Annotated in this window: 23 protein-coding genes; 10 read left to right on the top strand and 13 right to left on the bottom strand. The window is 45.1% G+C overall.

Going from position 1 to position 20,748, the window contains the following annotated elements:
* Positions 1-198 precede the first annotated feature (198 nt).
* The 9 genes from DA100_RS19975 to nrfB all read right to left on the bottom strand — a co-directional run bounded on the left by DA100_RS19975 (position 199) and on the right by nrfB (position 8,133).
* Positions 199-1,332, bottom strand: coding sequence for a flagellin (locus tag DA100_RS19975; RefSeq protein ID WP_138973731.1), 1,134 nt, complete (start codon positions 1,330-1,332; stop codon positions 199-201).
* 120 nt (positions 1,333-1,452) lie between these two features.
* Positions 1,453-2,355 carry a Dyp-type peroxidase gene (locus DA100_RS19970; RefSeq protein ID WP_138973730.1) on the bottom strand — a complete coding sequence of 301 codons (903 nt, stop codon included), beginning with the start codon at positions 2,353-2,355 and terminating at the stop codon, positions 1,453-1,455.
* A gap of 82 nt (positions 2,356-2,437) precedes the next feature.
* Entirely contained in the window at positions 2,438-2,896 is a 459-nt protein-coding gene (locus DA100_RS19965) for a DUF2919 domain-containing protein (protein WP_138973729.1), read from the bottom strand.
* Between the two features lie 108 nt (positions 2,897-3,004).
* Complete coding sequence (gene nrfF, locus DA100_RS19960) at positions 3,005-3,418, bottom strand: heme lyase NrfEFG subunit NrfF (protein WP_240800975.1); 414 nt, start codon at positions 3,416-3,418, stop codon at positions 3,005-3,007.
* A 53-nt stretch (positions 3,419-3,471) separates the two neighbouring features.
* Positions 3,472-4,008, bottom strand: coding sequence for a DsbE family thiol:disulfide interchange protein (locus tag DA100_RS19955; protein ID WP_138973727.1), 537 nt, complete (start codon positions 4,006-4,008; stop codon positions 3,472-3,474).
* A complete protein-coding gene (locus DA100_RS19950; RefSeq protein ID WP_138973726.1) occupies positions 3,986-5,881 on the bottom strand; it encodes a heme lyase CcmF/NrfE family subunit in 1,896 nt (631 codons plus the stop codon). The genes DA100_RS19955 and DA100_RS19950 overlap by 23 nt, the downstream gene beginning before the upstream one ends.
* 2 nt (positions 5,882-5,883) lie before the next feature.
* A complete protein-coding gene (nrfD, locus tag DA100_RS19945) occupies positions 5,884-6,855 on the bottom strand; it encodes a cytochrome c nitrite reductase subunit NrfD (RefSeq protein ID WP_138973725.1) in 972 nt (323 codons plus the stop codon).
* A 2-nt stretch (positions 6,856-6,857) separates the two neighbouring features.
* A complete protein-coding gene (nrfC, locus tag DA100_RS19940; protein ID WP_138973724.1) occupies positions 6,858-7,544 on the bottom strand; it encodes a cytochrome c nitrite reductase Fe-S protein in 687 nt (228 codons plus the stop codon).
* Position 7,545: 1 nt separating this feature from the next.
* Entirely contained in the window at positions 7,546-8,133 is a 588-nt protein-coding gene (nrfB, locus tag DA100_RS19935) for a cytochrome c nitrite reductase pentaheme subunit (protein ID WP_138973723.1), read from the bottom strand.
* A gap of 476 nt (positions 8,134-8,609) precedes the next feature.
* On the opposite strand from nrfB, the gene nrfA reads away from it, so the two are divergent.
* Positions 8,610-10,037, top strand: coding sequence for an ammonia-forming nitrite reductase cytochrome c552 subunit (gene nrfA, locus DA100_RS19930; protein ID WP_138973722.1), 1,428 nt, complete (start codon positions 8,610-8,612; stop codon positions 10,035-10,037).
* Between the two features lie 42 nt (positions 10,038-10,079).
* Here nrfA and DA100_RS19925 read toward each other — a convergent pair whose 3' ends face one another.
* Positions 10,080-10,628 (bottom strand): nitrite reductase, encoded by a 549-nt coding sequence (locus DA100_RS19925; protein ID WP_240800979.1) that lies wholly within the window; start codon positions 10,626-10,628, stop codon positions 10,080-10,082.
* 60 nt (positions 10,629-10,688) lie between these two features.
* Between DA100_RS19925 and DA100_RS19920 the strand changes: the two genes are divergently transcribed.
* Positions 10,689-11,024, top strand: a complete 336-nt coding sequence (locus DA100_RS19920; protein WP_138973721.1) for a DUF2956 domain-containing protein — start codon at positions 10,689-10,691, stop codon at positions 11,022-11,024.
* Between the two features lie 40 nt (positions 11,025-11,064).
* Here the strand turns inward: DA100_RS19920 and DA100_RS19915 are convergent, their stop codons facing one another.
* Complete coding sequence (locus tag DA100_RS19915) at positions 11,065-11,352, bottom strand: helix-turn-helix domain-containing protein (RefSeq protein ID WP_138973720.1); 288 nt, start codon at positions 11,350-11,352, stop codon at positions 11,065-11,067.
* Positions 11,353-11,556: 204 nt separating this feature from the next.
* Here DA100_RS19915 and DA100_RS21105 point away from each other — a divergent pair, with 204 nt between their 5' ends.
* From DA100_RS21105 to DA100_RS19900, 4 genes are read left to right on the top strand one after another with little or no spacing between them, the layout of a single operon-like run.
* Positions 11,557-11,904 (top strand): ArsC family reductase, encoded by a 348-nt coding sequence (locus DA100_RS21105; RefSeq protein ID WP_171052267.1) that lies wholly within the window; start codon positions 11,557-11,559, stop codon positions 11,902-11,904.
* Positions 11,905-11,925: 21 nt separating this feature from the next.
* Complete coding sequence (dapE, locus tag DA100_RS19910) at positions 11,926-13,059, top strand: succinyl-diaminopimelate desuccinylase (protein WP_171052266.1); 1,134 nt, start codon at positions 11,926-11,928, stop codon at positions 13,057-13,059.
* A gap of 2 nt (positions 13,060-13,061) precedes the next feature.
* Positions 13,062-13,736, top strand: a complete 675-nt coding sequence (locus DA100_RS19905; protein ID WP_171052270.1) for a M15 family metallopeptidase — start codon at positions 13,062-13,064, stop codon at positions 13,734-13,736.
* An 8-nt stretch (positions 13,737-13,744) separates the two neighbouring features.
* A complete protein-coding gene (locus DA100_RS19900) occupies positions 13,745-13,924 on the top strand; it encodes a DUF2897 family protein (RefSeq protein ID WP_138973719.1) in 180 nt (59 codons plus the stop codon).
* Positions 13,925-13,953: 29 nt separating this feature from the next.
* Here DA100_RS19900 and DA100_RS19895 read toward each other — a convergent pair whose 3' ends face one another.
* Both DA100_RS19895 and syd read right to left on the bottom strand, forming a co-directional pair.
* Positions 13,954-14,730, bottom strand: coding sequence for a Zn-ribbon-containing protein (locus tag DA100_RS19895; protein WP_138973718.1), 777 nt, complete (start codon positions 14,728-14,730; stop codon positions 13,954-13,956).
* A 2-nt stretch (positions 14,731-14,732) separates the two neighbouring features.
* Complete coding sequence (gene syd, locus DA100_RS19890) at positions 14,733-15,278, bottom strand: SecY-interacting protein (protein WP_138973717.1); 546 nt, start codon at positions 15,276-15,278, stop codon at positions 14,733-14,735.
* An 82-nt stretch (positions 15,279-15,360) separates the two neighbouring features.
* On the opposite strand from syd, the gene queF reads away from it, so the two are divergent.
* The 4 genes from queF to DA100_RS19870 form a co-directional block, all read left to right on the top strand.
* Positions 15,361-16,206, top strand: coding sequence for an NADPH-dependent 7-cyano-7-deazaguanine reductase QueF (queF, locus tag DA100_RS19885; RefSeq protein ID WP_138973716.1), 846 nt, complete (start codon positions 15,361-15,363; stop codon positions 16,204-16,206).
* A gap of 12 nt (positions 16,207-16,218) precedes the next feature.
* On the top strand, positions 16,219-18,489 hold the full coding sequence (locus tag DA100_RS19880; protein WP_138973715.1) for a tetratricopeptide repeat protein: 2,271 nt from the start codon (positions 16,219-16,221) through the stop codon (positions 18,487-18,489).
* Between the two features lie 103 nt (positions 18,490-18,592).
* Positions 18,593-20,158, top strand: coding sequence for a GGDEF domain-containing protein (locus DA100_RS19875; RefSeq protein ID WP_138973714.1), 1,566 nt, complete (start codon positions 18,593-18,595; stop codon positions 20,156-20,158).
* Positions 20,159-20,288: 130 nt separating this feature from the next.
* Positions 20,289-20,748, top strand: a 460-nt coding sequence (locus DA100_RS19870; RefSeq protein ID WP_171052265.1) for a winged helix-turn-helix domain-containing protein, incomplete at its 3' end; no start/stop codon positions are given.

Below are 20,748 nucleotides of genomic sequence, written 5' to 3'. Positions count from 1 at the left end.
TCCGACGTCTCGGAAAACCAAAGTAGTTCTCTCAAAAGTTACATTTATTAACGGCACTATTTCCAAAACCTTGAGGTTTTTTTTAAGTTTTTTTCGAAAAAAGTTCTATTGGTGAGAAAAGCGTGATTAAACGTTAATAAAGCCATTTTTTTGCTAAAGCTTTCGCTTCGGCTGTCGATAATGCTCTCTTGCCTCAAATTAACCGAGCAGCGTTATCGCTAAATTTGGTTGTTGCTTAGCCTGCGCCAAGATAGATGTACTGACTTGCTGCAGAATTTGCTGCTTAACCATTTGGGTGGTTTCTTTCGCGTAGTCGGTATCTTTAATCCGGCTATTAGACGCTGACAGGTTTTCGCTCACATTACTCAAGTTGTTGATGGCATGATTAAAGCGATTTTGCATTGCGCCAAGTTCAGCTCGGTGACTATCAACATAATTGAGTGCGGTATCGAGAACGGAGACGGCCCTTTGCGCGCCCCCAACCTCAGAAATATCTATATTATCAACCGCTTCATAACCCGCTAGATTCATATTGAGCTCACTTGCTAACCCACCAGAAAAGGAAATCGTTCCCGCCGTTTCCTTGCCTGCCATAAAGATTTGCAGTTGCCCTTCTTCATTAACCGACGCTGATACTTTGTCTGTTTGACCATTGATATAGGTCGCTAACTCTTCAATATCGTCACCAGCTTTAGCGGTTATATTGATGGTTTCTTGCTGACCTTGAGCATTGGTGTATTGCATTACCAATTTATTGTTGCCCTGAGCCACTTGCCAGTTACTGTCTGCTTTACCTGCTGCGATGTAACTGAAGCCACCCATGTCCAAACTGTCTGAACGCATGTTCTTGAGTGAAACTTGTACCGCTTCACCCGAACTGGCACCAATTTGAAAAGAAGAAGACGAAAACGAACCATTGAGTAATTTTCGACCACCAAAAGAGGTGGTTTCGGCGATTCTGTTCAATTCATCGTTTAAAGCGCTCATTTCCTCTTGCAAGGCATCTCGCTCAGCTCGACTGTTTGAACCATTCGCAGATTGAAGGGAGAGGTCACGCATACGCTGAAGCAAGTTGGTGGTTTCGTTCATCGCACCTTCTGCCGTCTGCATAATCGAAATACCGTCATTGGCATTACGCATAGCGACATCTAACCCTCTCATCTGTGACTCAAGGCGATTGGAAATCTGCAACCCTGCTGCATCATCTTTAGCGCTATTAATACGATTCCCTGAAGAGAGTCTCTCCAGAGATTGATTCAGCAGATCGGTCGCCTTCGACAAGTGTCGTTGCGCTGTCATTGCCGAGACGTTCGTATTCACCGTGATTGTCATAAAGTTGCGTTGTCTTCTTTCTGGTTACTCTCTTTATCGGCAATCTGAGGTTTTCTTTAACAAAAAAATAAAAAGCCGAACCCTTGGGTTCGGCTTTAACTAATAACGGCTTACGCCTGACTACTTTAACTTGAGATCTGCCAGCATTTGAGCTGAAGGAGCAAAGAAGTAAGCACCTGTCACGGCATGAGTAAAGCGCAACAGTTGGTCTGTTTTGCCATCCGTTACGCCATACATACTTTCTAGCATAGCTTTGAAGTTGTGTAAGGTGTTGCAGTAGGCAATAAATAGCAATCCATGCTCACCAGAAACACTACCGTATGGCAAGCTGTGGCGAACAATTTTAAGCCCTTTGCCTTCTTCTTTGATATCGACACGACCAACGTGTGATGCCGCTGGCACATCATCTAACTCAACGGAGTCAGGCTTAGTTCTGCCAATCACCTTCTCTTGTGCCGACACATTGAGGCGGTTCCACGAAGGAAGGTTATGGATAAAGCGCTGCACCATTACGTAACTACCACCCGCAAACACACCTTGTGGAATGATAGCCACTTCTTCTCGCTGAGCCTGTTTCGGGTTTTCGGTTCCATCAACGAACTCGGTCATATCACGAGAATCTAGATAGCGGTAACCGTAGGTCTCATCAACAACCGAAACCTGTTCAGACACTTCAGCGAAGAACTTACGAAGTAGGTAAAAATGCAGATCATGACGGTTTGAGTGACAATGAATCAACACATCAACGTCTGAGCTTGGTGCGACGACATCCCCTTCACCTAGTTGTGGGAAATCGATCAGTTCCGCTGGCATGGCAACATCTAGCTTGCTCCAGAACGCTTTAGTGAAACCAATGGAAAGTGTCAGTTCCGCACCAGGTTGCTGGTCGTTAAGCTGTTCAACCAATGCTGGGAGCGCTTTTAACTGCTCTAAAACGTGTTGTGGATTTTGAGTCACCTTGAGCAAGGTGTATTGTGCGAATGGTCCAGCTTCAGGAAGGATAGCACTTTGAGGGTATGACATTTTTATTTCCTCACTAATATTTTTTGCTCAGTGTATTTCGTTTTGATTTCAATATATTGACAACGATCATCGCTTCGAACGATCACTGTGTAGCAGGGTTGTGAAAGCAGTCTCTTACACTACGGCTTTTCGCTACGTAGAGAATAAACCATAGCAGGAGTAGCATCACGGCACCATTAGCCCAGCTGAAGGCCCCATGAGTGAGGTAGACGTGATAGAACGTTTGTGCCAACTGCGCACTTGCTGTAACCAGAGTCACACTTTTTCCCCATGAGACGATTTGGTTGACCCAACTCCGCTCTGGACTACGTAAGCTAATCATCCACATCAGGGCTATGCTAGGAACACCCATCGCAAGTCCGAGATAAAGCATGCTGTGATCAGGATAAACGATGGATAGAATCTTACTGCCACTGTCACGGCTGGCTCCGGCTACAACAAAGACCACCCAAGCCTTGGCCATAAACAACCAGCCTAACCAAAGAAGTCTTGGGGCTTTGAGAAAACCGTGTTGGTCATATTGTTCGATTGCGTAACGCACTGATATCTAACTACTGCTATGAATACAAACCCCACTCTATACCAATGAGCAGAATTTTCTATCAGTAAATTGTCATCTTTACTCGTCGTCTTACACCAGAGCTTCGCTCTAACTCTCACCACTCGCTGATGAACGGCGGACACGTATCATAGATACAACGAGAAATAGAACCAGCAATAGGGCTGGCGCAAGCCACAAGAGTGCGTTCGACCAACTGAATGATGGTTTATATAAAACAAACTCACCGTACCGGGCGGTCATAAAGTTCACTACTTCCTGCTCACTCTCGCCTTGGTTGATTTTTTGAAACACAATCAGCCTTAAATCTTTGGCAATTGGCGAATTAGACTCTACCAAATTCTGATTCTGACACTGTGGACAGCGCAGTGATTTCGCTAGCTCAATGGCGGTCTTTTGCAATTGAGGTGTCTTAAACTCAAACAGCTCAACCTGAACATTTTGCTCATGAGTCGCTGCTACAAAAAGGGCTTGCTCTTGCGCAGACGCATGAAAACTCAGCATTGAGCACAACGTTAAACATAACAGACGAAATAGTGGCAGATACCGAACGGGCATTAACGGTTACTCTGATCGAAATAAGGGAAAAAATGTTTGCGCCAAGCTTGTTCGCTTAATAGTCCGGAATGCTTGTAAACAATCTCACCGCGGCGTGTGACGAGGTACGTCTCTGGTGTGCCTATCACACCAAGATCCAGGGATAACTTTCCCTTTGGATCAAAAATAACATCAGTGTATGGATTGCCGAGTTGAGCCAGATAGTTAACGGCTCCCGAACGATTGTCTCGATAGTTAAGCCCAACAATCGGTACACCTTGCTTTTGCAACTGATTGAGATAGTCATGTTCTTGACGACATATCCCACACCATGAAGCCCAGACATTCACCAGTTGATATTCGTCACTAAACAGCTCAGGACTCTGTTTGATTTGTTCACTGATTAACAGTTCCACTGGCATACTGGGAAACGCATGTACAACAGGGCTGGTTTGTGAGCCAAGCTGTTGCGAGTTTAGCCCCGCGATAAGAAAGCCGATAAAACCAGCTAAAACTGCAATGAATACGGCGATTTTATGCCTGCTTGATAACGCCATGTACTGCCTCTTTGCGTCTTAGAGATAACAGTGGGAAAACCGCCCCCCACATTGCCACCAAAGCCCCACCCCATATCCAACCAATGTAAGCTTTGTACTGAATTTTCACCGCATAGGCGCGAGAATCTACTTTGCTACCGAGCGTAACATAGTAGTCGCCATACCAAAAAGACCGAATAGCGGGCTCACTCATATTCATTACGCGCACGGGATAATGGCGACGCTCCGGAATCAAATCGAAGCTGTTGTCCTGATTAGAAAAGCGCAACCATGCTTGCTCCGCCGTATAATTGGGGCCAATAGCCCAACGAGTCTCAATGTAATCAACCTTCCAATCGGAAAATGTTATTGATGAACCATCCGCCATCTTAAAACTCGCTTGATAGGAGTGCTCGGCATTCATGACCGCGCCGACCGCACTTATCGCAAGTCCGATATGGGCAAGTACCATAAATAGGCTGCGAGATTGTTGCAGCCAAAAAAGCACATGACTCAATACGACCCAAACGCCAAGTCCCCATATAATCAACAGTAAAGGTGAAGGTTGATCAACCTGCACCCAATACGCCACACAGCCAACCAACATTGCCCCGGTCAGCATTAACAGCAACTGAGTAACAGAGTAGTAGGCACCATGATGCCATTTCAAAAGCGGAACAAAACCCATGAGCAACAATGCAATGACCGTCAGTGGGAGAAATAAAGTATTAAAATAAGGTGCACCTACCGAAACGGAACCTAAGCCAATCAACTCATAAATCATTGGGTAAAAGGTGCCGAGAAACACGGTGAAACTTGCGACAGCTAACAACCCTACCGAGGCAGTAGCCAAGTAACTACGACTGAATATCGCTTTGATAGTTTTGCTTTTGACCACCTCGCCGCGTTCAAACAGCAGTGAGAATGAGCAAATTAATGTCACAGCCAAAATAGCCAGTAAAGCGATACCTTTACTCGGATCGACAGCGAATGCATGAACAGACGTCAGTACACCAGAACGAACAATAAAGGTTCCGAGGATACTGAGACTAAAAGTGATAAGCGCAAGAATCAAGGCGGCTCGTTTCTGCTGCTCATAACGACGCGCCGCTAACATAGCATGGAGCAATCCAGTCCCAGTTAACCATGGCAGTAGAGAGGCATTTTCGACGGGATCCCAGAACCACCAGCCGCCCCACCCCAATTCGTTATAAGCCCACCAAGAGCCGACCACAATGCCAAGGGTTAAAAATGCCCACGCTGAGATAAGCCAAGGTTTTGCCAACTCAACCCAGTTTTGGAAAAAGCTTGGCTGCATCAAAGCGGCAAGCGCAAACGCTAGAACCGTCGAAAATCCGATATAGCCTAAATAGAGCAAAGGAGGATGAAAAATAAGCCCAACATCTTGCAGCATTGGGTTTAAATCTCGTCCCTGTTCAAGCCAGTTCTCCGCATAGCTAAATGGGTTAGACGCTATCAGAGTAAACCAACCAAAAGCGGCAACAAACAACCCCATAATCCACAGTACATCCTGTAAATACGCATGGGGTGCAGAACGAATAAATGAAATACAGCCAGCCCATACCGCTAGGGTGAACACCCAGAACAGCATTGACCCTTCATGACCACCCCAAACCGCCGCAACCTTGAAAAACTGCGGGAGCGCGGTATTTGAGTGAGACGCGACATACTGAAACTGAAACTGGTCGCTAATAAATAAGTAAGCTAACAAAACAAGGCTCAATGACGCAGCCACGCCATTGAACCTTGCAAGGAATGATAAAGAGAGTGTGTTGCCATGGCGAAGCCACTTTTGCAATGCATATTGAACACTAGCTGCCGTACTGGAAAGCGTTACCAAAACCAGTGCCAAATGGCCCAACTCTCCTACCATATTTATACAACCGTCATTTGACCAGCATAGAGAATAAACGTACGTAACATCAGTACGCCAACCAAACTCAATGTTGTTACCATCAGGATATAACCACCATTGTGACGTGTTTCTTTTGGTATCACCGCATTAAGGGTTAGCGGCAGTACCATACCAATCAGCACGACACCAAACCAGAACCAGTTAGACCAAAAACCGCCACCAATTGCATTCCAAGCCGCTACTTCATTTTGGCCACCACTAAAAATTAGGCCAGTAAAGAAAGTAACCAGTACAAAAAGCTCAAACATCACAACGGGACGCTCAAAGCTATGTACCCACGAAACACTTGGGCTTGTTGCAGACTCTTTAAAGACTAAGATGCCAAACATCAAACACGCCGCAGCACCAGATGACAGACTTGAGAACAAGAACAGTATCGGCAACACAGGGTTATTAAGCATTGGATAGGTTTTCAGAGCAGACAACAGGAAGCCTGTATACGCCGCTAGAACAATCGCTAGGAAGCCCAAAAATAGCTCAATAGCGTTAGAGAACTTACCTGATTTAATCAAGAAGCCATCGGCAAAATCAAGCAATTTACTCGGCAGCTTACCATCACAGAATTGGATAACTTGGTGACGGAATATGATCCCAATCCAAATGAACAATACGATCATGTAGACCTGGAAGAGAATTACACCCATCGACATTACCGAACTTGGGTTGTAGAAAATCATGATTTTCCAAAACGACAAAGGCTTGGTTAAGTGGAAAATCAAAATTGTCAGTCCCGAGATAATGCCAAATGGTGCCAGCCAAGCCATCGCCTTGATAATGCCATTATTAGCCGGATCGCCTTCGATCACTTTACGTTTTAGATAAAGCGAAATCATCACCGCACCAGCAGACATACCAGCGAGGAATAGATAGATTGCGATGATCCAATCCCAAACCAGAGAGTCAAAGTGGAATGCACTTTCAAAACCATTCATTATCAGATCTCCCCTTTCTGGTGAGGCACTTTGTATAGCTTAGGCTTAGTGCCAAGATGTACCTTGTCGCGGTACACAACTTCACTGTTCAATACCTGATTTATCTCACTGTTTGGATCATTGAGATCACCAAAGGTCAACGCCTGCGTCGGGCAAGACTCAACACAAGCAGGAAGCTTGCCTTGTGCTAAGTTTGTGTCACGACAGAAGTTACACTTGTCAGCGGAATGGTCGACAGGATTAAAGAAGCGAACTTGATAAGGACAGGCCGCTAAGCAGTAGCCACAACCGACACACTTCTCTTTGTGTACATCAACAATGCCAGTCTTCTCATCTTTGTATGCCGCCCCAGTTGGACAAACATAAACACACGGTGGGTTTTCACAATGTTGACAAGATTTGCGAGTAAAACGGTAATCAACATCAGGAAACTCACCCTGTGGTTCACTGCGAATAATCTCAAGGCGAGATACACCTTCCGGAACTTTGTTTACTTCACGACACGCTTCGGTACACGCAGTACAACCGATACAAGCGGTTTCATCGTGAATCATGCCGTATAACTTGTTGCCATCCTGCTCAACATTCGCCAACGTTTTTCGGCTATTGAACACCGCGGTTCCTGCCACACCTGTAGTGAAGATCACAGCACCTGCGCCGGTTAAGAAGTTTCGTCTAGAACAACTCATACTACTTCTCCTTCTTCAACTGGTTAAAATCGGCGTGACAATCCACACAAAGCTTGATGCGCTCTTTCTTCTCAAGAGCCAACACTTTAGTTTTGTTTGCATGAACATCATGACAATTTGAACAGGTGAGATTTTTTGCATGAACATCATGAGTCCAGCTGTTATCACGCAGTTTTTCTGGTGTGTGACAATCGGCGCACTGACTATTGGCTTTAAGAATCTGTTGTGGATCAAGGAAGACTTTATCGGTTCCCGATGCAGATTGAGCACTAGAATATTTAGTAACTTGCGGCGCACCCTCTCGGTGGTCTGGTCCTATATTGTTGTGGCACTCAGTACAGTTGACTTCTCGACCCAGTATTTTAAGTGCGTCTTCGCCATGAGAACCCGCGAGTGTTTGTTTAGAATCCTTATGACATTGAATACACTTGTAATCTTTGTCACGGATAAGCGTGACTTCATGACGTGCTGATGTTCCTTCAGACTGCACAGTTGAAGTGTCGGCAACGGCATGAAGAGAATAACCATAGAGGCAAAATGCTAGAAGGGACTTAAGCATTATGACTATGGCCAACTTTATATTGCCCATATTATCCTTTCCTTATTCCCGTACCATTTACTGATTAAACAATAAGTTGATATACGGTTTAAAATTAAAGTCTTTCGATGTGCGATAAAAATACACCGAATGAGATCAATTCTTATTTTGGATAAGCCACAACGCTATTAAGAATATAGTACTCCTCCTACCCTAAAGAGGTACATTAAACTGTTCAAAATTCGATCTGAATCACCGAATAGTTTTTCACCAACCCGCACTAAGTTATTGATGATAATAAGTTTCATTAAGTAAATGACAACCAAACAAATACCTCCAAAGAGGTATAGAAACACTAATTTGAACTGGATCACTGTCCAAAATTGATCTTGAACAATGATGGATTATTAATAAGTTATTTAATTTATTTCTGTTTATTACAATGTATTTCAGTTTCTCCAGTTCTTAGTTTGGAATATAGCCAGTTCACAACGCTGCTAATAAAAACAGAATACGGAGATAGCACTGTGAATAAATTGCATTGGATACCAAAATCCGCTGCAGCATTAGCAATTGTGGTTAGCTCACTAATGAGCGTCACTAGCTTTGCTGCGTCCGACGAAAAAGGCTTAATTGATCCTCGTAATGACGCCTACCAACAACAGCACCCAGACCAGTACGAGTCTTGGAAAGCGACGTCAGAAAGTGAACATATTGAAGACGCGCTAGCAGAAGATCCCAACATGGTTATCATGTGGGCTGGTTATGGCTTTGCTAAAGATTACAACAAAGCTCGTGGTCACTTTTACGCATTAGACGATGTTCGTCAGACTCTGCGTACGGGTGCGCCACAAGACGAAAACTCCGGTCCAATGCCAATGGCATGTTGGAGCTGTAAAAGCCCTGACGTCGGTCGTGTGATTGACGAGCGTGGTGAAGATGGCTACTTCGAAGGCAAATGGGCTCGACTAGGTGATCAGATTGCTAACCCAATTGGTTGTGCCGACTGTCACGACACTCGTAGCGAAGCGTTCAAAAATGGTGAACCTGCGCTTGCATTAGCCAAACCATATGTTGAACGTGCATTTCAGGCCATCGATAAACCGTTTGAAAAACAGTCTCGCCTCGATCAGCAAGCTTCGGTATGTGGACAGTGTCACGTAGAGTACTACTTTACTGGCCCTAACAAGTCTGTGAAGTTCCCATGGGATCGCGGCACCACTGTTGGCGAAATGGAAGAGTACTACGACGCACTTGGCTTTAAAGACTGGACACACAAAGTATCTAAAGCCCCAATGCTGAAAGCGCAGCACCCAGGTTACGAAACTTGGCGCGACGGTATTCACGGTAAGAACAAAGTCGCTTGTGTCGACTGTCATATGCCTAAAGTGACCAAGGAAGACGGTACCGTCTACACAGACCACAAAGTCGGTAACCCATTTGACCGCTTCGAAGATACCTGTGCAAACTGCCACACTCAGTCTAAAGATCAGCTACGTGACATCGTTTCAACCCGTAAGGCTCAAGTACTAAACATGAAACTGACTGCCGAGAAACAAATTGTCGCGGCTCACTTTGAAGCAGGTGCTGCGTGGGATGCCGGTGCAACCGAAGAGGAAATGAAAGACATCCTTCAAGACATCCGTCATGCTCAGTGGCGCTGGGACTACGCTATCGCCTCTCACGGTGTTCATATGCATGCACCTGAAGTGGCACTTGAAGTACTCGGTACTGCGGTAGACCGCGCTGCGGATGCTCGTACTAAAATCGTCCGTCTTCTAGCGAAGAAAGGCATCACAGAACCCGTTGAACTCCCCGACATTTCAACTAAAGCGGCTGCTCAAAAAGCACTTGGTATGGATATGGATAAGATGAACGCTGAGAAAGAAAACTTCCTCAAAACCGTCGTTCCAGACTGGGAAAAAGCGGCAAAAGCCCGAGAATCAAAATACTAACTAAAGTATAAGAATAAAAAACCGGCGAAATACGCCGGTTTTTTATAAGCCTTTCACTTGGTTCAAAGAGTGAATAATCGACACACGATCTAAATCTGTGCTGTTAGAATCCAGCATTTGTGTCCAAATATCGATCGCTTGTTGATAACGCAAACTAATAAAGTGGTCGCCCGCCATCAGAGCTAATGCTGTGAGATTGTTGGGTTCAAGGTTTAGGGCCTGAGCAAGCAAAGCATCCACTTCGTCAGTCATCACTTGTTTTTCTAAATAATAAAGCGCACTGGCTTTGGCTGCTAACTGACTCGCTGACGGTGTGTCGCTTAGCCGTATCGTGTAGTCAAAGCAGGTAAGAGCGGATAGAAACTCCTGCTTATTCATATAACCATGACCAAGCTGGAACCACAATTCAGCTTGGTTGGGATCTTGCTTGAGCTGCTGCTGCAATGAGCTCATCCAATCAGAGGAAGTGATTTGTTCGATCGGCTCATAGGGGGATGGTTTGTCTCCCTGCCACCACAAAGACAAAGGTATTGCCAGCATTAAACTCGCAATCAAGGTTCGTTTCATTGGCATACCCAAGCTTTTGATCATCATTTGATAACTATAACGTGTTAGGATATCTGCATCTTTGATCTAGCTAGACCTATCAACATGAAAAACAAAGTTGCTCCCTCTCCGGAAACACAACAAGATGCAATGAAAATTGCCAAGGCTACGCAAAAGCCCGGTCAAACCAAAGAGCAAACTAAACTGATTGCTCAAGGGATCGAGAAAGGCATTGCGCAGTATAAAAAGCAACAAAAAGAGCGTTCTCGTCAGGCAGATAAGGCGAAGAAAAGAGTTCAGAAAGCCAAGCAACCGACTCAGCAATCAGAGCCATTGCCACAACGGGATCAAGAACCTGTTTCGGCTAAATCATCAATACTTCCGTGGTTATTACTCATCGTAAGTTGGATAGGATTCTTTATTTATATTACTCAGAAATAAAAAAACCTAGCGATTAACTCGCTAGGTTGATGATCCTCGTTTAAGCACTAAAACCTAAACTGGCGGCAATATCCGATCTTCGATCGGTAACCCATTGGCTATCGAACGGTCCCCAATCCGATAGTTGATAATAACCATCGTTGTGACGCCTGCCATCTTGGACAAACATCAGCTCAATGCCAATCCCCGGTAATGCTTTAATCACGTCTTGAATGGTACGACGCGGCCAGCCTGTTTGCTCAATCAGCTTGGGCACATTTGGGCGCTCTAAGTTTTCAACAAGCAGTGCAAGATACAAGCGCCTTGCAAAGACAGGACTCAATTCCATTGATACCTCCTATAAATTTCTAGAGTCATTATTTCTGTTTTGTCTCGGCGTGTGTTGCGTTCGATCAAAAACTCTACGATCGTCATCGTTTGAAACATCTTTTTTTAGCTCAATGAAATATATCCATCACACTTTTGTCTCGCTGTGTAGTTCCTGCTAGGATGCAGAAAACATATTAAAAAAGTCACTTTCGAAGGTTCTAGTATGACAATCACCATGTATGGCATCCCTAACTGCGACACCATCAAAAAAGCAAAAAAATGGCTTGAGGCAGAGGGAGTGGAATACAATTTTCACGATTACCGCAAACAAGGTATCGACAAAGCGATGGTTGAGGCATTTTGTCAGCAACTTGGCTGGGAGAACGTCGTCAATAAACGCGGCACAACCTTTCGCCAACTCTCTCAAGAGCAAAAAGACAATCTTGACCAAAACAGTGCGATTGAACTGTTGGTAGAACAACCAGCAATGATCAAGCGCCCTATTCTGGTTGCCAATGATACCTACCACCTAGGTTTTAAAGCCGACCAGTACGCCGCTATTTTTTCATAACATAAGTAAAGGATTTCAAGGATGACAGACAGCCCGACTCTGGCTCTCGCAAAAGATTTAATTAGCCGTCAATCAGTAACACCAGAAGATGCAGGCTGCCAAGATGTAATGATTAAACGTCTTGAGGCTCTTGGCTTTAATATCGAAGTGATGGTGTTTGAAGACACCACTAACTTTTGGGCTCGCCGAGGCACCGAAGCACCACTCTTTGCCTTTGCTGGTCATACAGACGTTGTTCCTGCCGGAAAGCTAGAACACTGGGATACGCCACCTTTTGAACCCACCATTAAAGGTGAGTTTTTGCATGGTCGTGGTGCTGCGGATATGAAAGGTTCGTTGGCGAGTATGATTATCGCAGTAGAACAATTCATCGCCGAGAACCCAAACCACAAAGGTTCAATTGGCTTTCTCATCACCTCAGATGAAGAAGGTCCGTTTATTAACGGCACGGTCAGAGTTGTTGAAGCTCTCATGGAACGTGGCGAAACCATCGATATGTGTATCGTGGGCGAACCCTCCAGTACTGAAGTGGTCGGCGACGTGGTCAAAAATGGTCGGCGCGGTTCTATTACTGGTGATCTCACGGTTAAAGGGATTCAAGGTCACGTTGCTTACCCACACTTGGCGCGCAACCCAGTTCATCAATCACTAATGGCTATCCACGAATTGGCGACCACTGAGTGGGACCAAGGCAATGCCTATTTCCCGCCAACCAGTTTTCAGATCCCCAACGTACACGCCGGTACAGGCGCATCGAATGTGATTCCTGGTGAATTCAACGTGCAGTTTAATTTGCGTTTCAGTACTGAACTTAGCAACGAGATTATCGTTGAGCGTGTGACTGAGACTCTGGATAAACATGATCTGGATTACCAGCTTAAATGGACGTTCAACGGCGACCCATTCCTGACTGATACTGGCGCACTGCTTGACGCCGTCGTCGATGCAGTAGACGCCGTTAATCAGACTAAACCAGCTCTATTGACAACAGGCGGTACGTCAGATGGCCGTTTTATCGCAAGAATGGGTGGTCAGGTCGTTGAGTTAGGTCCGGTAAATGCGACTATTCACAAAGTGAACGAGTGCGTCAAAATCGCTGACTTAGAAAAACTCACTGCAATGTATCAGAAAACTCTAGAGAATTTACTCGCGTGATCATGACACCTGAGCAGCTAACCGGACAAACCAGCTCCCATTTAGTCGAAACTATTGTCGGGCAAAAAGCTTTTTTGGTTCATCCACAAGTGAGTCATGATCTGTTGTCCCTCAAAACGTCGGCTGCTCAGGCTGGCTTTAATCTCAACATCGCCAGTGGATTTCGCGACTTTGAGCGTCAGAAAACCATCTGGAACAACAAGATGTCGGGAAACACCATGATTCTAGGCAGTAACAGCAAACCTTTAGAGGTGGGAGGCCTGTCTGAAGAGCAAAAGGTGATGGCCATTTTACGCTGGTCTGCCCTGCCAGGAGGCAGCCGCCACCATTGGGGAACCGACTTCGATCTTTTTGACCGAGACAGTCTGCCAGCCGATACTCAATTGCAACTGGAGCCTTGGGAATATCTTAGCGGTCATCAAGCTAAGTTCTATCTCTGGTTGAAAGAGAATCTTGCTCAGCACGGATTCTTTTTCCCCTATGCAAAAGACCTTGGTGGCGTTGCCTTTGAGCCATGGCACATAAGTCATCGTTCTAGTGCAGAGCGGTGCTTGCGACTATTGACGCTCTCAACTCTTAAGCAACAGCTTGAGAGAACGCCAATTTGGGGTCAGCAAGCGGTGTTAGCGCAGCTAGAAACGATCTACAATCAGTTTATTAGTAATATTTGTCAGTAGGTATTGTGATGGAATTCCTCACCAACCCTTGGGTTATCATCTTTATTGTTCTGAGTGTCATCATTGGTAACATTGCCGCACTAAAATACACAGCCAAGATGAAGTTTGGTCAGATAGACAAGAAGCCTGATTCCACAAAAGAGTCAGAGAGTAAACCCGATAGCCACAACGAAAAAGACCCGCAATAGTCGCAGGTCTTTTATTATCATGTCTCTTACTACTTGATGTGATCCCAAGAGATATTGGAAACGATACGACAATCGTCGCACTTGAAATAGAAGATATCGTGTAAGGGTTGGTCCAAAAGCCATTCTCCACCGCACTTTGGACACTTGCGCCCTTGCTCATCCGCAAGACTTTTTCCACCCACACGGTATTGGTAGTAATACGTGGGTATCTTAGTGATGTACTCAATCCGACCACGTAAATCCCAACCGCGCTTAAATAGAACGCTGTCAGTATCGCAAATCTCATGCAAAGCGGCATGTTCTGCTCGGCAGCCACCTGCCATCTGGATCTCGTCACATGCCTGCCACTCTGTTTGCCACTTAATCACGGCTTTATGGTCACCATTGAGCGTCGGATCATTGCGATAAAGTGGGATGGGTAGCAGGGTTTCTCCACTACGCAGTGGAGAACATGTATGAACATACGTGGTATACAAAACTTGCCAGCTTGGCGCTTCTTGTTCCGCCGCCTCTTCTGAGTTTAGGTCGCGCCCAAGTAAACGCATTTTGGGTGCCAGCAGACAAGCTTCAGTTAAGCGATTAAGGCACACTTTGACAAAATCAGAGTGGTAGTTAGGGTGCAAACTGTCTTGCTCAGGACAGACGACGCGAACATAAAACTCGCCATCCCCCATCACAATTGGAAATTCACGGCCGAGCACTTGACCGTTATAACGAAACGCATCCATCAACCCATTAATTGCTTTATCCACTGCCGAGATGGTGGTGTTATCGAAGCACTCGAACTGAAGTTCTACAACGTACATACTTACACCACTGGCTCTAGATTCGCTAAAAACTGCGCGATATCTTCCGCTAAGATATCTCGCTTATCCGTCCCTAAGCGTTCGAGAATGACATTACCAGAAAGGTTGCAGATTGAAATCACGTCCAGTTCCGCATCTGTTGCAGCAATAAATACGGTAGGTTTAAGTTTTAGGCGGCGTTGAGTAACAAGGTGCCCTAAGATGTTTTCTTGTAGTCGAACAAAATCGTCATCACTCCAAACTTGGAGCAAAGTCAGTTCGTTGCCTTGCCAAGTCGCATCCATATCTGCGCTATATTGAGAACCATAAAAGGTCTTGATATCTTGATGTAAGCTCAGCTCTATCGCGCTTTCAACATTGGTAAAATCCGCAGGAGTGTCTCGCTGACAAGCTTGCCACTCTACCGCCCCATCGCTCTTTCTCTCAACGCATGGCGAGACGAGATCCACCAACTCAGTACTCGTCGGTAACTGACCTGATACATCTAAGTGTGCCTGACGATATTTTTCACTGAATGAGAGTAACGCTTGCAAGGCATTATCAGCCATTAGATTCTCCAACATGAATATTCGCTTTTAACAGCGGGATTGCGTAAAATTCTCGACATTCTAATAGAAAATGAACAAAAGTATGAGCAAATATTCTGACGCCAAAGAACTTGCCAGTCTAACCTTAGGCCAAAAGACTGAGTATTCTAACCAGTACGACCCGAGCCTACTGCAACCGGTTCCTCGCAGCCTCAACCGAGATGATCTTGAGCTTGGCGATAGACTGCCGTTCCAAGGCTGTGATATTTGGACTTTGTACGAACTCTCTTGGTTAAATGACAAAGGGCTACCACAAGTTGCGATTGGCGAGGTTTCAATCCCTGCGACCAGTGCCAACCTAATCGAATCCAAATCTTTTAAGCTCTACCTAAATAGTTTCAATCAAACCCAATTTTCATCTTGGGACGAGGTGGAGCGCGTATTGGTCAAAGATCTATCTCAATGCGCTGGCGAAGAGGTTTCCGTCACCGTTCGCTCTGTTGTCGACTACACCGATTCACTCATCGTCACTATGGATGGAGAGTGTATTGATGAGCAGGACATCGAAATAACTAGCTATGACTTCGACAGAACACTGATTCAAGGTGCTGCTACAGGCGAAGTGGTAGAAGAGAGCCTACACAGCCACCTGCTTAAATCAAACTGCCTAATCACCAACCAGCCAGACTGGGGCAGCGTTGAAATTCAATACAAGGGTAAGCAGATAGATCGTGAAGCACTGCTACGCTATATCGTTTCATTCCGTGAACACAATGAGTTCCATGAACAGTGTGTTGAACGTATTTTCACTGACATAATGGAATTTTGTCAGCCTGAAACCTTGACCGTTTACGCACGCTACACGCGTCGCGGAGGCTTGGACATCAACCCATATCGTTCAAATGTGAACAGCCAGCCAAATCATAATCAACGTATGGCTCGCCAATAGGAATTACTCAGAATGATAAGAATACGCTGGAAACACTACATCTGCGCTTTGATGCTGATGGTGTCTTCACCCCTGATGGCGAGTACGATTTATTCTTCACCATCACTAAACGAAGCGAATAATCTGGTCAATATTGTTCCCAAACAGGCGAAACAATTAGCGACGGATTATCTTAACCAGCGTACCTTATCTGATAAAACCGATCAGAGCCCTTCTGGCATTTCTCGAGATGAAACCGACAGTCGGACACGCACTCCGGGTAGCACTATCGATGCGTTAAGAATATTGGCTCAAGCAGATTTTAATATCGGTAATGTACACGGCGCACTAAAATATCTGCAAGAAGCGAAAACCTTAGCTCAAACCTATCGATTACCCTATTTACTTATCGAAACCAAGCTCGACGAACTTAGGCTCAACTGGCTTATTGATGGTAACGCGATCAAAGCAAGAGACACGCTATCAAAAGTCGAACAAGAGTTTGACCAAATTGGCAATTCACAACAGCTCGCTCGTGGATTGAAATACAACATCATCATGTTCAAAGCCGCCATTGCGTCAAAAGAAGGTGAAATTGCCATCGCAGATGAGTATTACCTAACAGCTAAGCCGTATGTTGAAAGTGCGAAGTCAATCCACACATGGATCGAGTATCACACAACTGTGGGTCAGCACCTGCTTGCTAACAAGAAGTACAATCGAGCGCTCTCTGAATTACTCATCAGTTACTGGAAATCGATTGAGACAGACTCAGCTCGACAGCTCGCTGAGGTCAACCGCACTCTGGGCCAGCTCTTCTACGAACGAAAGGTATTAGATAAGGCCAACGATCACTACTCACAGGCGGCAGACTTTTTCGACAACTATCAGAACTCCCCTGCCCTTGCTCCCATTCTCAAAAGCATGGGGGACATCTATTTCCAGCAGGCAAAATATAATCTCGCATTAGTTCATTACTTCAACGCAATGGATCATGAACGTCTACAGAACAATATTGAGAGCGTGATTGAAATTCGCATCTCTCTTGCGGCTACCTACTTGCATCTAGTCAACTACACATTGGCTGAGCAGTATTTAGACCGAGCACAAGAGTTACTGGCCTATGCGGATATTCCACGGTTAAAGTCCTATGCGTATCTCCTTGAGTCCGGTTTAGCTCTTCATAAACAGGAGCCACAAAAGGTGATTACCAAAGCGCGCAAAGCTCTAGAAATTGCCAAACAGCAGCAGGATATCGGCACGCAAAAATCAGCGTGTCAGCTGCTTTACCTCGGCTACGAACTCAATAAAGAGTATAAGCTTGCTCTCAAATATCTGGTTCAATACAACTCCTTGGCGACCATTGAGCAGCAGCAACTCGATCTGATCAGCGAAGACGCATTTCGTCAGCAGAAGGAGTTCGTTGAGCAAACTCTTCATCTCAACGGACAGAAAGAGCAGTTGGAGAAGACGCACAACGAATATCGCAAGTTCCAAAACATTACCTTTACGCTGTTTCTTCTCTGCGCCTTACTGTTTATCTTCTTGATGCGCCGTGGTCACGTAATCAATGTCCAGAAAGAAGAGCTCGATGAGCTTAATGAAGACCTTTATACGCATTCCCGTTCAGGGCTGAAAAACCTACGGATGCTCAATGCGAAATTGCCAGCTTCACTAGAAGAAAGCAGCCACAAGTTTGAAAAATGGCATGTAGGGGAACTGATACATGAGCCACTTAATGATCGTTTACGTTTTGTGATGATTGATGTCCCTTTCCTGCGCAATATGTACCTTCAACATGGTTATCAGGAAGGACTCAAATTAGAACGTGCATTTGGCGATTATCTACAACAAAAAGTGGAGCACCCTGCGCGTATTTACCATTTTTCCGATGCCAATCTGCTTTATATCGAACCAAATAGTAAAGACAGTACCGATCCAGAGGCCATGTTCGAAAAGATCCAACAATGGATCATGGAATTCAAGCCTGATCGGATTCTTAACCGCGTCATTCGTATTGGTATGGCAGACTATCCATTCCTTCCAAGAGCGTATACTGCGGTTAATGATAAGGAACTAATTGATGTACTACTGATGTCAACCAGTACCGCTCGCACACTGAGTATGAAAGAACATTCAAGTCAGTGGGTCTATTTAAAAGCCATTGAAAACGCACCTGCTGCAAGTTTAGCCACTGGTAATATCCGCAAGGCTTGCAAGCATTCCATCAACCAAGGGCTAATAAAAGTACACTCTTCGTTCAAGAATGAGGACAGCATCAAAAAACTACTAAAAGATGAGTAAAAGCTCGTCAATCAAACGTGGTAAGTCGTGACGCCCTCGTTTTATTTGATATTATCGACAGATTAATAAATAAATTAGATTCTATCTTTAAGTTTAGATTTTCATGGGCGTCCTCGAACAAGATCTTCAGTCACAGCTGCACAACCTGAAATCTCAATTGGAACAGGTTCGATTGACACAAAGGGATACCTCGTTCAAATTTAAAAGAGAACAAAAGGTACTCCAACGCATTATTGCGTCGCTTAGTGCCGCCTATAAAAGTGAAAACCCGCGACTTCAGACGGGTCTAATAGAACTAAAACAAGCTATAGAGCAACAACAAGACGTCAGTACACTAATACCGAAACTCGCGGTATTAGAACGCTTGCTTAAACAACAAGGCTTGGCTATGGAAAAACAGACAGAGCACTTAGACACGCAAATTAAACACAGCGGTGAAACCCTGCTGCGTCTTACTGGGCTGCCCGCTAAGATAAAACGCGATCTACGTGATCTACTGAGTTACTCCAGCGGTCTTGAGCACTCTAAAGCAGAACAAGCTCTGTGTCTTCTCAGTCTCTACGAACGCTCTGTTAAAATCATCACTTCTAATCCTGATTTCAGCATTAATAAGATCTCCAGCAACTCCGACCGTGAATTGCTGCTGAGGTTGTCTGAAGAGTTACAGCACCTTATTACCGAACTGGACTTTGAGGGCGAATCAGGCGAGTTGCTGGCCGATATTCGAGCTAAATTGCTTATTGGCGTTAATAGCCACGTATTACTTGAGATGACGCTGCAAACTCTCAAGTTGGTCATTGATGGCACCCATTATGAGCGTAAGACCTCTGAACAGTTCCTAGAACAAGTCAATGCGTCTCTGTCATCCACACTGAAAAGCTCAGCGCAAAACGTCCAGCAATCACACAGTTATTTTGAACATCGCCAAGAAATGAACGGTGAACTCACCGATCTGCTGAGCGATACTCAAGCGAAAGTGACGTCGGCAACCAATCTGGAGTCGCTGAAATCACAAGTAACACCGCTACTTGCTCAACTCAATTCTTTGACGGAACGATTAAAGCATGCCGAACAACGTGAGCAAGCCTTGCTTGAACGTATGGACTATGGCAAGAATCAACTGGAAGCCTTATACGACGTAACGCAAGACTACCGCCGCCGTTTAGAAGATCAGGCTCAGCGTATGTTATTGGACCCACTGACGAAAGTATATAATCGTGCCGCCTTCAGTGATCGTTTAGAACTCGAGTATCGACGTTGGATTCGCGCCCAACACTGCTTACGGGTGGTGCTGCTGGATATTGATGGCTTTAAGTCGATCAACGACAGCTTTGGTTATGGAGCGGGAGACAAAGCCCTTAAGATCATTGCTCGTACCATTAAGAAAGAGCTGCAAGATACCGACACGGTTGCACGTTTTTCTGGCGAAGAGTTCATTCTTTTGCTGCCAGAAGTCACAGACACTGACGCATTTAATCTTATTCAGACTATACAGACTCAGGTCTCTAAACTGCCGTTCAAATTCCGTGACCGTAATTTAACCATCACACTTTCCGCCGCGAGCACAGCTTTCAAAGACTCTGACACTCCAGAAGAAGTGCTAGAGCGAATCAACTTGTGCCTGAACGAAGCGAAAAGTATCGGTAAAAACCAGCTCGTTTGGCGTTAAACCTTCTGTCGCCAACACTCCTGCCACAATGAAACTGTGATTGATCTATATATATCAAACAGTTAGCTTTTATACCCCTGATCATTGAAAATGCTTGATTTTATTTAGAATCAGGATCATGCTACGAACCATGAAAATTACACTGACTCCTCAGCAGAAACTGCAACTCGAACAAATGCACGATTCTACTCGTGATGGTCGAGTGCGTGACCGTATTAAAGCAGTATTGCTTACCACAGAGGGGTGGAGTCAGACCATGATTTCTCAAGCTCTTCGCATTCATGAATCAACCGTTGCACGCCACCTTAGTGACTACGTTCTTTCTGAAAAACTTAAGCCTGAAAATGGCGGAAGCCAAAGCAAGCTTTCTGCTACTCAAACCATGCACCTAATCGAGCATTTGACTGAGAAAACCTATTCTCACACTCATCAAATTGTCGCCTACGTTAAAGAGGCATTTGGACTTGATTATACGGTCTCTGGTATGAACAAATGGCTTCACCACAATGGCTTTAGCTACAAGCAACCGAAAGGCGTTCCACACAAGTTTGATAAAGCAAAACAGCAAGCATTCATAGAGGCTTATGAAG

Origin of the sequence: Vibrio sp. Hep-1b-8 (assembly GCF_006124995.1) — a bacterium.
Classification (GTDB): Bacteria; Pseudomonadota; Gammaproteobacteria; order Enterobacterales; family Vibrionaceae; genus Vibrio.
The sequence above is the reverse complement of the archived record's forward strand: the minus strand, read 5'-3'. Positions and strand labels throughout refer to the sequence as shown.

What these genes read in the sequence shown, in the direction of transcription:
- DA100_RS19975 (WP_138973731.1), bottom strand. Translation starts at nt 1,332, where the DNA reads ATGACAATCACGGTGAATACGAACGTCTCGGCAATGACAGCGCAACGA.
- DA100_RS19970 (WP_138973730.1), bottom strand. Translation starts at nt 2,355, where the DNA reads ATGTCATACCCTCAAAGTGCTATCCTTCCTGAAGCTGGACCATTCGCA.
- nrfF (WP_240800975.1), bottom strand. Translation starts at nt 3,418, where the DNA reads ATGCTGAGTTTTCATGCGTCTGCGCAAGAGCAAGCCCTTTTTGTAGCA.
- DA100_RS19955 (WP_138973727.1), bottom strand. Translation starts at nt 4,008, where the DNA reads ATGGCGTTATCAAGCAGGCATAAAATCGCCGTATTCATTGCAGTTTTA.
- DA100_RS19950 (WP_138973726.1), bottom strand. Translation starts at nt 5,881, where the DNA reads ATGGTAGGAGAGTTGGGCCATTTGGCACTGGTTTTGGTAACGCTTTCC.
- nrfD (WP_138973725.1), bottom strand. Translation starts at nt 6,855, where the DNA reads ATGAATGGTTTTGAAAGTGCATTCCACTTTGACTCTCTGGTTTGGGAT.
- nrfC (WP_138973724.1), bottom strand. Translation starts at nt 7,544, where the DNA reads ATGAGTTGTTCTAGACGAAACTTCTTAACCGGCGCAGGTGCTGTGATC.
- nrfB (WP_138973723.1), bottom strand. Translation starts at nt 8,133, where the DNA reads ATGGGCAATATAAAGTTGGCCATAGTCATAATGCTTAAGTCCCTTCTA.
- DA100_RS19925 (WP_240800979.1), bottom strand. Translation starts at nt 10,628, where the DNA reads ATGATCAAAAGCTTGGGTATGCCAATGAAACGAACCTTGATTGCGAGT.
- DA100_RS19920 (WP_138973721.1), top strand. Translation starts at nt 10,689, where the DNA reads ATGAAAAACAAAGTTGCTCCCTCTCCGGAAACACAACAAGATGCAATG.
- DA100_RS19915 (WP_138973720.1), bottom strand. Translation starts at nt 11,352, where the DNA reads ATGGAATTGAGTCCTGTCTTTGCAAGGCGCTTGTATCTTGCACTGCTT.
- DA100_RS21105 (WP_171052267.1), top strand. Translation starts at nt 11,557, where the DNA reads ATGACAATCACCATGTATGGCATCCCTAACTGCGACACCATCAAAAAA.
- dapE (WP_171052266.1), top strand. Translation starts at nt 11,926, where the DNA reads ATGACAGACAGCCCGACTCTGGCTCTCGCAAAAGATTTAATTAGCCGT.
- DA100_RS19905 (WP_171052270.1), top strand. Translation starts at nt 13,062, where the DNA reads ATGACACCTGAGCAGCTAACCGGACAAACCAGCTCCCATTTAGTCGAA.
- DA100_RS19900 (WP_138973719.1), top strand. Translation starts at nt 13,745, where the DNA reads ATGGAATTCCTCACCAACCCTTGGGTTATCATCTTTATTGTTCTGAGT.
- DA100_RS19895 (WP_138973718.1), bottom strand. Translation starts at nt 14,730, where the DNA reads ATGTACGTTGTAGAACTTCAGTTCGAGTGCTTCGATAACACCACCATC.
- syd (WP_138973717.1), bottom strand. Translation starts at nt 15,278, where the DNA reads ATGGCTGATAATGCCTTGCAAGCGTTACTCTCATTCAGTGAAAAATAT.
- queF (WP_138973716.1), top strand. Translation starts at nt 15,361, where the DNA reads ATGAGCAAATATTCTGACGCCAAAGAACTTGCCAGTCTAACCTTAGGC.
- DA100_RS19880 (WP_138973715.1), top strand. Translation starts at nt 16,219, where the DNA reads ATGATAAGAATACGCTGGAAACACTACATCTGCGCTTTGATGCTGATG.
- DA100_RS19875 (WP_138973714.1), top strand. Translation starts at nt 18,593, where the DNA reads ATGGGCGTCCTCGAACAAGATCTTCAGTCACAGCTGCACAACCTGAAA.